Raw genomic sequence first — 12,596 nt, 5'->3', positions numbered from 1 at the left:
ATTTTCGCCAGTGTAACCTGCCGTGCGCAGCCTCGGAAATGTGTGCTTGATCAACGTCCCTCTCCCCGGAATACCGGAAACTCTGTGATCTGATTTGCGTTAGGCCATCGGTATTAAAGAGGCGCAGAGGTTGCTCCAACGATTGTTTCAGGGCTTGCTGTTGGGCTGGGTGCTATGCGCCGGCTCAGCCATGGCAGGCGACGTCAACGAACTACGCAAGCTGCTGGGCTATGGCGGGTTTATTCACAACCTGAAAAACTACGTTTTACGCAACGACGACACCCACCGCGAATCCGCCCAAGTCCAGTTATCATCGGCGCTTACGCTGGTGGACCGGGTATTAATTGCGCACCCTGGTCACGAGCACGCCAACACGCTGCGCGTCACCTTACAGCGCTATCAGAACCAATTGGATACCGCCCAAACCCTGATCGAGTCAGGGGCCGACCCCACTACGGTCGATCGCATGATCGTGACCAACGACAATCCAGCGCTGGCCGCCATTGAGCGCTGGGAAGCGCTGGAACAACAATCCATCCAACGAGCCGAGCACAGCTCCCAACTGATGCACTTCGGTGCCGTGTTGCTGGCGCTGGTCGCCGCGACGATGTGTTGGCGAAATATACGACTGGCACGCCGTGCACGTGACATGGACAGCCACTTCACTCGCCTGCAAGACCACGAACGTCAAGTCGGTCGCCTGCTTAATTCGCTGTCGACGGTGCGCGATACCGCCGGCATCGCAATCTTTGAGTACATCGCGAACGATCAAACGATCAGCAAGGGCAGCAGCCTCGCCAGTCTGTTTGAAGGCGATGCCCCACCGACGACCTTGGACGCCGCGCTGGGGCTATTCCCGGCCGAGTTTCGAGAGCCACTGGCGCGCAATTTACGCCAATCCGTGTCGCTGGATAGCCACCGTGAATTTGACCTCGCCAACCACGACCTGCGCCTGCGCGTGACATTGGAGCCGATCCTCTCAAGCGGTCGCGTACTGTGCATGGTTCAGCGCCAGCTGGCCGTGCCGCGCGACTCACTCGAAGAGCAACGCAAAACCCTGAGCGAACTTGCCGACACCCGCGCCGACCGAATCCGCAAACTGCGCTCGGGCCTGAAAAAAGCCCAGATTGATTTGGTTAACCTGCAAAAAGCCGCCCACAAAGACCCGCTAACCAATACATTCAACCGACTGGGGTTTGGCGAGCGCTTGCGCTCGGAAGTCCAGCGCGCTCGGCGTAAAGACCAAACCTTGGGCATCTTGATGGTCGACATCGATCACTTCAAAGAGGTCAACGATACCTTTGGCCACGCCATTGGCGACAACGCCTTACAGCTGCTAGCGAATACCTTAGAGGGTTTGGTGCGGAGTCAAGGCGGCGACATCGTCGGGCGGCTTGGCGGCGATGAGTTTATTGTCGTACTGGCGGATGCAACGGCGTCGCATGCCGAACGAACCTTGAAAATGGCGCGCGCCATGTTAAACGAAGAGCCCATTCCCGAGTGCCCCGATATCAATGTGCGTGTTCAAATCAGTGGAGGGTCGGTGACCCTCAACCCGGCTACGGATGAGCCGGGCGAGGTGATAAAGCTCGCAGATGCGGCGCTATATCGACAGAAAGAAGTCCGTCACTTAAACAGTAATGGGCACACCATCAAATAGTGCGCTGTTGATCCACATGTGGACCGCAATCGAGGCTGCGTAACCCAGCGCAATTGCCCACGTCCACTTTAGGTGGCCAAAAAAGGTGTAGCGTCCGCGTGCCTGGCCCATCAGAGCCACACCCGCCGCCGAACCGATCGATAATAGCGAACCCCCGACACCGGCCGTCAACGTCACCAGCAACCATTGGCCTTCATCCATACCGGGCATCATGGTTAACACGGCGAACATCACCGGAATGTTATCGACGATGGCGGACATAATGCCGACCAAGATGTTGGCAGCCGTTGGACCCAGATCCAAGTACATGAACGAGCTCATCAGCTCCAAGTAGCCGATAAAGCCCAAACCGCCGACACACAAGACCACGCCGTAGAAGAACAACAGGGTGTCCCACTCGGCACGGGCGACCTTGCTAAAGATATCAAACGGCACGACCTCACCCAGCGCACGCAGCGCTTGCTCGTCGCCGTCGCGTTCGGCCAACGCACGCTTGCGCTCCAACGAACGCGGCAATGACTTGCGCAGGTAAAAACCAAAGAATTTCAAAATACCCAGACCCAGCATCATGCCAACCACAGGCGGCAGGTGCAGCCAGTTGTGGAAGCTCACCGCCAGGAAAATGGTGCCCAGGAAAAAGCACACAATTCGCTTGGCACCGCGCTTGGTTTGCACATCATCGGTCGCCGCGGTGGGTCGGTCTTTGGGGATGAACAGCGACATGATAAAGGCTGGGATGACCCAGTTAACCAGGGACGGCAAGAACAATACAAAGAAGTCCGTAAACGGAATCACGCCTTTCTGCCACACCATCAAGGTCGTAATATCGCCAAACGGGCTGAACGCGCCGCCGGCGTTAGCGCCGACCACGATGTTGATACAGGCCGGGCCAATGAAGGCCTTATTGTCAGCGCCAACCGCCATCACCACCGCGCACATCAGCAGTGCCGTGGTCAGGTTGTCCGCGACCGGCGAAATCGCAAACGCCAGTGCACCGGTGACCCAAAACAGTGAGCGTAAGCTCATGCCCGAACGCACCAGTACGACACGCAAGCGGTCGAACAGCCGGCGCTCTTCCATGGCGTTGATGTAGGTCATCGCCACCAACAAGAACAGCATCAATTCGGCAAATTCGAGCAAGTTGTGGCGCACGGCCGCTTCGGCCGAATGGTGATCGCCGGTGCCCGCATAGACCCAGCCGATGGCCGCCCAGATCACGCCCGCGGCAATCAAAACCGGCTTTGATTTTCGTAGGTGCAACACTTCCTCACCCATCACCAAGGCGTAGGCCAGCACGAAGATCGCAATTGAGAAGAAACCGACCCAGTGGGTGGTCAGATCAAGACCGGATTCGGCGGCAAAAGCCATACCCGGCAGGCACACCAGTGCCAACAAAAAATTTCGAAACATTCCATGAACTCCCGCGACATTGAGGGACGGGTCCCAAGTCGGGGGCCCACAAAAAACAAGCGCGCGAATTCTAGCTTTTCAATGGCGTTTTGTCATTACTCAGGCACCAATTATGAGTACGACAATGGACTTAATCACGAACACCGCCGGCGCTGCCATCAGCACCACCATCATGGTCCACAGACCGAACCTGCCGACCCCTGCGCGGGTGCCGACGTCGTAGACAATCCAACACATCAAGGCCACCAAACCGGCGATGCCAACGTAGGTCACTAACTCTTCGATCTGTGCAAAATCCATGGGCTTATCCCTTCGCCTCGGTTTCCGGTCCCAACAGCACCGCCAACCAACGGGTTTCGTCGTTGGCGTTTAGCGCCAACTTGACCGTCATCGTCAGCGGAATCGACAACAGCATGCCGACACTGCCGAGTAACCAACCCCAAAATACCAAGCTGAAAAACACCACAAAGGTCGACAGCCCGACCCCACGCCCCTGAAAGCGCGGCTCGATGACGTTGCCAAATAGGGTATTGATGCCGAAGTAGCCCAAACCGACCCCCAGCGCGCTGCCGGCGCCCAGTTCCAAAAACGCCAATAACACGGCCGGAATCGCCGCCAAAATCGAGCCGATATTGGGGATGTAGTTGAGTAAAAACGCCAACAGCCCCAACACCAGTGGAAAGTCCACGCCCATCGCATAGCACAGCACCGTCGCCGTCAGGCCGGTGCCCAAACTGACCCAGGTCTTGATCGCCAGGTAGGTATTGACCTTACTGGCCAATTCGCCGAACTGATTGAGTGCCGCTTCGGGCGCGCGCAGGGCCGTGCGAATTTTAGCCGGCAAGGACGACGCCTCAAGCAGGATAAAAATCACCAGCAACAAAATTAGAAAGCTATTCGCCAACACATTGCCCAGCCCCGACAGCAAGTTCGAGACCAAACTCATGGCCGCGCCCGGGTCGACCACGTCCTGTAGGGTTTTCAAATCCACCGGCAGTCCCCACTCAGACGCGACCGGCGCGATCGCACCGATTTCAGCTTTTAAACGCGCCTGATACGTCGGCAGTGCCTGTAAAAATCCATCGATGGAGCCGGCGACAATCATGCTAATCATGGTGGCGAAGCCAACAATAACGCCGACTACGCCAAGTACCGCGACCACCGCCGGAACTTTGCGCCGCTCAAGCCAAAACACAGGCGGGCAGGCAATCATCGCGATAAACGCCGAGACCAACAGCGGCACCACCACCGGCGCTGCTTGCTTCAGGCCCGCCACCACGATCACCAGCGCAGCCAAGTTCAGCAGTGTGTAAGAGCGTTCGTTGATTTCCATGGTCGACCTCGTTTCAGCGTGCCATCAGTGTAGCGGGGGTTGCGCAGTGCGTCATTTGTCACGCGTCAAAGGTTGCGCGACACTCCCCTCCCACAAGGAGACCGCATGCCACAGATCAGCCCTGCCAAATTGACCGACCTGGTCATTAAGACCCTGCAAGCCGCAGGTTCCGACGCCCACGAAGCCGCTATCGTCGCCGATCATTTGGTGCGCGCCAACTTGGCCGGCCACGACTCGCACGGTGTCGGCATGTTAAGTAACTACTTGCCCGGCATTCAAAGCGGCTTACTGAGGGTCAACCAAGCCGCCACCACCACGCTCGATTCGGGCGCGCTGCTCGGCGTTGATGGCCACCGCGGTTTCGGCCAGAGAATCGCGCGCGAAACCATCCAGCGCGGCATCGAACGCGCAGTCGAACATGGCGTAGCCCTAATCGGGTTGCGCCAATGTCACCACATTGGCCGGATTGGCACTTATGCCGAGCAATGCATGGACGCCGGCATGATCAGCCTGCACTTCGTTAATGTGACCGATCACCAGCCTATGGTCGCCGCGTTTCGTGGCAAGCAGGCGGTGTTTGGCACCAACCCGATTTGTTTTGGCATGCCCGCCATGGGCGATACCCGGTCGGTGCTATTGGACATGGCGACATCGCAAATTGCCCTGGGTAAAACCCGGGTCGCCTATTTGGGCGGCAAAACCGTGCCTCAAGGCGCGGTGATTGACCACGATGGCAACCTGTCCGACCAACCCAGCGTGATGTGGCAAGAACCCAAGGGCGCGTTGACGCCACTGGCCGATCACAAAGGCTATGCGCTGTGCTTAATGTGCGAAATATTGGCCGGGGTGATGACCGGCGGTGGCAGTTTGGCCCCGCACCACGAGCGCCGCGGCGGCATCATCAACAACATGATGTCGATTATCATCGACCCATCACGACTGGCATCGGCGGACTATTTGGCGCTGGAAATGCGCGAACTGGTGGCCCATGTGACCGGTTCCGCAGCCGCAGGCACAGAACCGGTAATCTTGCCGGGCGACCCGGAACGCCAGTGCACGGCCGAACGCAGCGCAGGTTTAGAATTTGACGACGGTAACTGGGCCTCACTGGTCGAGGCTGGCGCCTTGGTAGGAGTGAACTGGAATGCCTGAACGGGATCCGGCGGAATACACCGCCGAACAGCTAAAAGCGATCGATGACTACAACCACAGCGGCACCCGAACGATCGAGCGCAAGCCCTTCAAGCCCTGGCTAATGATGGCCGGCTTGATGGGCGTGGTGATCGTATTAGGCGGTTTTGCCTGGCTGATCGGCTACCTGGTCGAGCCGTACCTTTGAGCGCGAACGGCGGTACTCATCGGCGACATACAACGCCACCGCCAACCAAATAAAGCCAAAGGCAATGCCTTGGGCGAAGCCAAAGGGTTCGCCCAAGACCCACACACCGCACAGCATTTGCAAGGTCGGCACGGTGAAAAACAGCATTCCCAGCAACGACAAGGGGATTCGCCGGGCGGCAGCGACGTGGGTCAACAGCGGCAGCGCGGTGATCAAGCCACCCAAAATAAGCCACGGAGCGGTGGATTCCGTGGTCACCCATTTGATGTCACCAAACAGCGCCAGCCAAATCGTAAACACCGGAAACAACACCAAGGATTCGACCGTCAAACCGACCAAGGATTCGACCTTGACCATTTTTCGGGTGCTGGAATAGCAGGCAAAGCTAATGCCGACGACAATGCCGAACCAGGGCCAATGTCCGCCCAATACCGCCACCGATGCCACACCAACCGCAGCCAAACCCAGCGCCACGTATTTTAACCGGCTCAGGCGCTCGCCAAACAGCAGCACGCCCATGGCGACGTTCAACAGCGGCGTCAGGTAGTACCCCAGCGCAGCCTCGGTCACGCGCTGCTCGGCCACGGCCCACACATACATGCCCCAGTTAATCGCAATAAACACCGCACTGACCATCAGCCAACGTAAGTTTGGCCAGCGAAACGCGGCGCGCAAGGCCGGCCACTGACGCCGTGCCGTGACCACCAACAGCACCACCGGCACGATCCAAAACCCGCGGTGCGCCAGCACTTCAAACGCCGGCACCGAGACCGTATTGACCCAGTAAAGCGGAAAGGTGCCCCACATAAAAAAGCTGACCATGGCCAGCGCGATACCGCCTGAGTTCATTGCGTGCTCCGTGATTCCAGCGCCAACAGGAAGGCTTTGCGCCAAGGTCGCCAGTAGTAGCCACCAAGACCGCCGGATTTCGGCAGCACACGGTGGCACGGGATACTGAGGCAAATCGGGTTGGCGGCGCAAGCACTGCCAATGGCCCTCGCCGCCGTGGGCGAATCTAAACGTGCCGCCAGTTCGGCGTAGTTCAGGGTCTGGCCCGGGGCGATGTCACGCAGCGCATGCCACACCCGCAATCGAAACGCCGTGGCGGCCAACTCGACCGGTATCGACTGCCAGGGTCCACCCGCCAGTTGACCGCTGAGCGTTTGTAGCGCGTCACCCGCCGCCTCGTCCATCGGCGCCAGCCGCGCATTGGGAAACCGCCGCAGCAAATCCAACATAACCTCGCCAGGTGTACCGCCGAGTCCGGCAAACACCAGACCATGCCTGTGCATTGCGACTAACAACCAGCCTAGCGGCACCGCGGCCAAGCCAAAGGTCAGCAACCGATCACCACCATAGGCACCGGGCGTCATACCAACGTAGGTGCTGGCGCTGCGATACAGCGCCTTGTCATCATTAAAGCCGGCATCTAAAGCGGCCCGCATGACGCCCTGCCCGTCCAGCATGCGCGCCTTAAAGCGATCGGTTTTAGCGAACAGCTCCAACTGTTTTGGGCTGAACCCCAGCCAGCGTTTAAACGCCCGTGACAGCGTCGCCGGAGCGATGCCCAAACGTGCCGCGGTTTGCGTGGGACTGACGCCCTTGGCCAGCGCACCCATGGCGCGCTCCAAGTAAGGCGGCATCGGCACCAATTGATCGGGGTGGCAACGCTTGCAGGCCCGAAAGCCGGCCGCCAAGGCCGCGCTTGGCGAACTAAAAAAGCGCGTGTTGTCTGGTTTGGGCGCCGGCGATGGGCAACTGATGCGGCAATACACCCCGGTTGTCATCACGCCGTACCACAGGTGGCCGTCGATACTGGGATCGCGCGTTGCCAGTGCAACCTGCCCGGCCACGGCCCACGCCTGTTCGGATTTACTTGTCATGCGCGCAGTCTGCCGCCAAAGTATTGCCCCAAACCACCCATTTTTTGATCCCGCACCACAGGAATGTCATGGCGCAATACGTTTACACCATGAACCGTGTTTCGAAAACGGTTCCCCCGCAACGTCAAATTCTCAAAGACATCAGCTTGAGTTTCTTCCCCGGCGCCAAAATTGGCGTGTTGGGTCTGAACGGCTCTGGTAAGTCATCACTGCTTAAAATCATGGCCGGCGTCGACACCGAATTTAACGGTGAAGCGCGCCCGCAGCCGGACCTGCGCGTGGGCTACCTGCCGCAAGAGCCACAGCTGGACCCGACCAAGGACGTGCGTGGCAACGTCGAAGAAGGCGTCCACGAAGTCAAATCGATGCTGACCCGTTTCGACGAAATCAGTAACCGTTTCGCCGAGCCCATGAGCGACGACGAAATGAACGATTTGTTGGGCGAGCAAGGCGACTTGCAGAACCAAATCGATGCCGCCGGTGGCTGGGAATTGGAACGCACGCTGGAGCGTGCCGCGGATGCGCTGCGCCTACCGGCATGGGATGCGGATGTGACCACGCTGTCCGGCGGTGAAAAGCGCCGCGTCGCGCTGTGCCGCTTGCTGCTGTCCAAACCGGACATGTTGTTGCTGGACGAACCTACCAACCACTTGGATGCGGAATCCGTCGGCTGGCTGGAACAGTTTCTGGCCGAATTCCCCGGCACCGTGGTCGCCATTACCCACGACCGCTACTTCCTGGACAACGCGGCCAGCTGGATTCTGGAATTGGACCGTGGTCACGGCATTCCTTACGAGGGCAACTACTCCAACTGGCTGGAACAAAAAGAAGCCCGTTTGGAGCGCGAATCCAAGTCCGAGGACGCCCGTGCCAAATCGATCAAACGCGAATTGGAATGGGTACGCTCGAACGCCAAAGGCCGTCAGTCAAAATCCAAGGCCCGTTTGAAGGCCTTCGAAGAGCTATCGAGCCAAGAAACCCAGACCCGCAACGAAACCCAGGAAATCTATATTCCGCCGGGACCGCGTTTGGGTGAAAACGTCATCAAGCTGGAAAACGTCAGCAAGTCCTTCGGCGATAAGTCCCTGTTCAGCGATTTGAACCTGGACGTGCCGCGCGGCGCGATTGTCGGTGTTATCGGTGGTAACGGTGCCGGTAAATCGACCCTGTTTAAGCTGATCACCGGCGACGAACAGCCCGACACGGGCACCGTCACCGTCGGCGAAACCGTCACGCTCGGTTACGTCGATCAATCGCGCGACAACCTGGACGGCAACAAGACCGTGTGGGAAGAAGTCAGCGATGGCATGGACATGATCACGGTCGGCAACTACCAGATCAGTTCGCGCGCCTACCTGGGTCGCTTTAACTTTAAGGGCCAGGACCAGCAAAAATGGGTCAAGGACCTGTCCGGCGGTGAGCGTAACCGTTTGCACCTGGCCAACACCTTAAAGCAAGGCGGCAACGTGTTGCTGTTGGACGAACCGACCAACGATTTGGACGTGGAAACCCTGCGCGCACTCGAAGAAGCGGTATTGGCCTTCCCGGGTGTGGTGATCATGATTTCACACGACCGTTGGTTCCTCGATCGCATCAGCACGCACATCCTGGCCTACGAAGGTGATTCCAGCGTCAACTTCTTTGAAGGCAACTACACCGAGTACGAAGCGGACCGCAAGAAACGCCTGGGCGACCTTCAGCCAACGCGCGTCAAATACCGCAAAATGAGCGACTAAATGGCCTGGTTATTGCTAGCCTGCTCGGCCTTATTTTGGGCAGGCAACTTCGTCGTCGGCCGTTTGATCGCCGGCGAAATCGGCCCGATTACCATGAGCCTGTGGCGTTGGTCGCTGGCGCTGGCGATCATTATTCCGTTCGCCGCGCCGCGCATGTGGCGTCAACGCGCACTGATCCGTCAGCACATCGGCTTGCTGGTATTTCTGGCGATTTTTTCGGTCGCCAGTTTCAACACCTTGCTGTACATCGGTCTTCAGACCACCACGGCCACCAATGCGCTGTTGATCAACAGCTCGATCCCGGTCCTGATCATTGCGATTGGTGCCCTGGTGCTGCGCGAAGTGCCCAGCCGGCGGAGCCTTGCCGGTATTACGGTGTCATGCATCGGGGTCGCCTGGCTGATCAGCCAGGGCCAGTTCGAGCGCCTCGCCGCCCTCAGTTTCACCACCGGTGATTTGTGGATCTTAACCAGTTCGGTGGTGTGGGCCGTGTATTCGCTGTTCCTGCGGTTTCGACCGAGTGAGCTGGACCCGGTCGCTTTTTTGGGGCTGTCCGCCAGCATCGGCGTCGTAGTGCTGACAGGGTTAGGGCTGTGGAATCCCTTTGACGAAGCGCCGATGACGCTGACCCCGAGGCTGATGAGTGCGGTCGCCTTCTTTGCCGTATTCCCATCGCTGCTGGCGTACCTGTGCTGGAACGCCGGCATGGCCCGCGTCGGTGCGGCTCGCGGCGGCCAGATGATTCACTTGATGCCGGTCTTCGGCTTGGCCCTGGCCACCCAGGTCCTGGACGAAACCATGGCCGCCCACCACTGGATCGGTGCGGCCTTAATTGCCAGCGGCCTATTGATTGCCTTGCTACCGGTTCACCATTGGAGAAAAGCCCGTGCTTAACTTTGCAAATGTCGGCCAACGCCGTGACTGGAACAGTAAAAAATGGGCCCGTTTTGCCCCCGATGTGCTGCCATTGCCGGTCGCGGACATGGACTGCACCATCGCCGAGCCGATCCAAGCGGCGATCGAGGCACGGGTCGCACACGGTATTTTTGGCTATGACCACCCGCCAGCCAACGCCATGGACGTAGTGCGCGCGCACTTTGCGCGCGAATACGACTGGGCGGTCGAGGCCGAGTGGATTGTGCCGGTCGCCGGCGTGGTGCCCGCACAGTTCGCGGCCAACCGCGCATTTTCGACCGGCAACGGCCAAGTGGTCACGCCCACGCCGGTTTACCACAGCTTTCCGAGAGTGCCCGGCATCAGCGGCGACAGCGCCCACGGTGTTGACATGGTCGACACCGACGACGGCCGCAGTCTGATCGACCTGGACGCCTTCGAGCGGGCGTTGGAACAACCGCAGAACGCCGGCGTCGCCTTGCTGTGCAACCCTCACAACCCTGGTGGCGCGGTCTACCGCGAAGCCGAATTACAGCGCATCGCGGATGCCTGCGCCGCACACCATACGGTCATGGTGTCCGACGAAATTTGGGCCGATCTGATCTTGGATCCTATTGCCCACGTGCCGATGGCCAAGGTCTCACCGGACTGGGGTGTCAGCATCCTTGCCGGCACCAAGACCTGGAACATCGCCGGACTGCCATTAGCGTTTGTCGTCATCCCCAACCCGGCCTTGCGGGCCAAATTTACCCACGCACTGATGGGCTACCCTGACATCACCAACCTGGCCTGGCACGCCAGCATTGCCGCCTATCAACACGGCGGTCCGTGGCGCGCTGAATTGCTCGATCACCTGCGCGCCCAACGCGCTCGACTGCTGCGTTTCATTGCGCCGCGAGCGGCGCTGACCATGGCACGCATGGAAGGTACCTATTTGGCCTGGATCGATTGCCGAGCTTTGAACCGCCCGACCCTGCACGCGGACTGTGTCGCCGCCGGGGTCGGGCCGGATGACGGTGCGGCCTACGGCAAACCCGGCTTTTTGCGCTTTAACCTGGCCTGCTCGGCCGAGTTGCTGGATCAGGCCCTGATGCGACTGGCCGGGGTTATCGATGAAGCCTGATTTGGCACGGCTGGTCGCCTGTCAGGCCCTGCTTGGCAGCGCCATGACGGTGCTGGTCAGCATCACCGCGTTGGCCTCTAAACCGATCGCCCCGGGCATTGCCTGGATCACGCTGCCGGTCAGTTTGCAGTTTATTGGCCTGTTAATGGCGACCACCCCCGCCAGCTTATTGATGGCGCGGGTCGGCCGGCGCAACGGCTTTATGGTCGGGGCCGCCTTGGGTGCCGCCGCCGGTGGCGCCGGTGCCTGGGCCATGGTCTATGAAAGTTTCATGGCGCTATGTATTGCCTCGACATTGGCCGGTGCGGCCAACGCTTTTGGACAGTATTACCGCTTCGCCGCCCAAGAAGTCGTCCCCGAACCGCAGCGTGCACGCGCCCTGGGCTGGGTCATGTTCGGCGGCGTGATTGCGGCGTTTTTAGGCCCCCAGGCCAGCATTATCGGCCGCGACATCATGGCGGTAACTTTTGAGGGCGCCTACCTAGCCATGGGCTTGATGTTCGTGGTGTCTTTTGTGCTGCTGTGGGGGCTCAAGGTCGGACGCGCCGACCTGCCACCCAAAGGCGGCCGTGACCTTGCTCAATTGATCCGCGACCCGGTCCTGATCGTGGCTGTGATCGCCGGCGTCACCAGCTATTCGGTGATGGCACTGCTGATGAATGTGACCACCTTGGCGATGGACCGACTGGGCTTTGAGTTCGGCCAAGTCGGCATCGTCATCCAATGGCATGTGGTCGCCATGTTCGGCCCCAGCTTCATCACCGGATCACTGATGACGCGCTTTGGCACCCGCCCGATCATGCTGGTAGGCGCACTGATGTACCTTGGCTGCTCGGTGTTGGCTCAAATCGGCCAAAGCTACCTGGACTTTGTCCTGGCACTGGTGCTGCTGGGCGCTGGCTGGAACTTTTTGTTTCTTGGCGCGACTCGCTCAGTCGGCGAAGCGCTGGCGCCGAGCGAGCGCGCCCGCGGTCAGGCCTTGAACGAGACCTTGGTGTTCGGCTTCACCGCCTTGGCGGTGCTGTTCGCGGCCCCACTGGAAGGCTGGTTGGGCTGGCAAAGCCTGAACATCGTAATGCTGATACCGGTCGCAATTGTGGTCGCATTGATCGCCCTGATCCGGCCTCGCCCACAAACAGCCTAAAGGTACTAGATCCAAGCACTTAGATCGTTTTGGTGCTGGCGCAACTGGGCATCTGTCCTAGGCTTAGGGACATG

The 12,596-nt window shown here is 59.4% G+C and carries 12 protein-coding genes; 7 read left to right on the top strand and 5 right to left on the bottom strand.

Features of this window, described 5'->3' with window-relative positions; genetic code table 11:
* The first annotated feature begins 130 nt into the window (after positions 1 to 130).
* On the top strand, positions 131 to 1,660 hold the full coding sequence (locus tag GH975_RS03435) for a GGDEF domain-containing protein (RefSeq protein WP_153713174.1): 1,530 nt from the start codon (positions 131 to 133) through the stop codon (positions 1,658 to 1,660).
* Here GH975_RS03435 and nhaD read toward each other — a convergent pair.
* From nhaD to GH975_RS03420, 3 genes are all read right to left on the bottom strand, one after another.
* Positions 1,631 to 3,070 carry a sodium:proton antiporter NhaD gene (gene nhaD, locus GH975_RS03430; RefSeq protein WP_153713173.1) on the bottom strand — a complete coding sequence of 480 codons (1,440 nt, stop codon included), beginning with the start codon at positions 3,068 to 3,070 and terminating at the stop codon, positions 1,631 to 1,633. The two genes, GH975_RS03435 and nhaD, sit on opposite strands and share 30 nt — an antisense overlap.
* Before the next feature lie 99 nt (positions 3,071 to 3,169).
* A complete protein-coding gene (locus tag GH975_RS03425; RefSeq protein WP_153713172.1) occupies positions 3,170 to 3,370 on the bottom strand; it encodes a DUF2788 domain-containing protein in 201 nt (66 codons plus the stop codon).
* A 4-nt stretch (positions 3,371 to 3,374) separates the two neighbouring features.
* The gene (locus GH975_RS03420) at positions 3,375 to 4,403 is read right to left on the bottom strand and encodes an AI-2E family transporter (RefSeq protein ID WP_153713171.1); all 1,029 of its coding nucleotides are present in this window, start codon (positions 4,401 to 4,403) and stop codon (positions 3,375 to 3,377) included.
* Between the two features lie 105 nt (positions 4,404 to 4,508).
* Here GH975_RS03420 and GH975_RS03415 point away from each other — a divergent pair, with 105 nt between their 5' ends.
* Both GH975_RS03415 and GH975_RS03410 read left to right on the top strand, forming a co-directional pair.
* Positions 4,509 to 5,555, top strand: coding sequence for a malate/lactate/ureidoglycolate dehydrogenase (locus GH975_RS03415; protein ID WP_153713170.1), 1,047 nt, complete (start codon positions 4,509 to 4,511; stop codon positions 5,553 to 5,555).
* On the top strand, positions 5,548 to 5,742 hold the full coding sequence (locus GH975_RS03410; RefSeq protein WP_153713169.1) for a DUF3094 family protein: 195 nt from the start codon (positions 5,548 to 5,550) through the stop codon (positions 5,740 to 5,742). Before GH975_RS03415 ends, GH975_RS03410 begins: the two co-directional genes overlap by 8 nt.
* On the opposite strand, the gene rarD is transcribed toward GH975_RS03410, so the two are convergent.
* On the bottom strand, positions 5,692 to 6,591 hold the full coding sequence (gene rarD, locus GH975_RS03405; protein ID WP_153713168.1) for an EamA family transporter RarD: 900 nt from the start codon (positions 6,589 to 6,591) through the stop codon (positions 5,692 to 5,694). The genes GH975_RS03410 and rarD overlap by 51 nt on opposite strands.
* A complete protein-coding gene (locus GH975_RS03400) occupies positions 6,588 to 7,625 on the bottom strand; it encodes a bifunctional transcriptional activator/DNA repair enzyme AdaA (protein WP_153713167.1) in 1,038 nt (345 codons plus the stop codon). The genes rarD and GH975_RS03400 overlap by 4 nt, the downstream gene beginning before the upstream one ends.
* A gap of 68 nt (positions 7,626 to 7,693) precedes the next feature.
* Between GH975_RS03400 and ettA the strand changes: the two genes are divergently transcribed.
* From ettA to GH975_RS03380, 4 genes are read left to right on the top strand one after another with little or no spacing between them, the layout of a single operon-like run.
* Complete coding sequence (gene ettA / locus GH975_RS03395; protein WP_153713166.1) at positions 7,694 to 9,361, top strand: energy-dependent translational throttle protein EttA; 1,668 nt, start codon at positions 7,694 to 7,696, stop codon at positions 9,359 to 9,361.
* Positions 9,362 to 10,255: a DMT family transporter gene (locus GH975_RS03390; protein ID WP_153713165.1), complete on the top strand. Its 894-nt coding sequence runs from the start codon at positions 9,362 to 9,364 to the stop codon at positions 10,253 to 10,255.
* Entirely contained in the window at positions 10,248 to 11,378 is a 1,131-nt protein-coding gene (locus tag GH975_RS03385; protein ID WP_153713164.1) for a MalY/PatB family protein, read from the top strand. Before GH975_RS03390 ends, GH975_RS03385 begins: the two co-directional genes overlap by 8 nt.
* Positions 11,368 to 12,522, top strand: coding sequence for an MFS transporter (locus GH975_RS03380; RefSeq protein ID WP_153713163.1), 1,155 nt, complete (start codon positions 11,368 to 11,370; stop codon positions 12,520 to 12,522). The genes GH975_RS03385 and GH975_RS03380 overlap by 11 nt, the downstream gene beginning before the upstream one ends.
* Positions 12,523 to 12,596: the final 74 nt, after the last annotated feature.

The sequence above is a fragment of the Litorivicinus lipolyticus genome (assembly GCF_009650135.1).
GTDB lineage: Bacteria > Pseudomonadota > Gammaproteobacteria > Pseudomonadales > Litorivicinaceae > Litorivicinus > Litorivicinus lipolyticus.
Note: the sequence above shows the minus strand (reverse complement) of the source record. Positions and strands in the feature narration are given on the sequence as shown.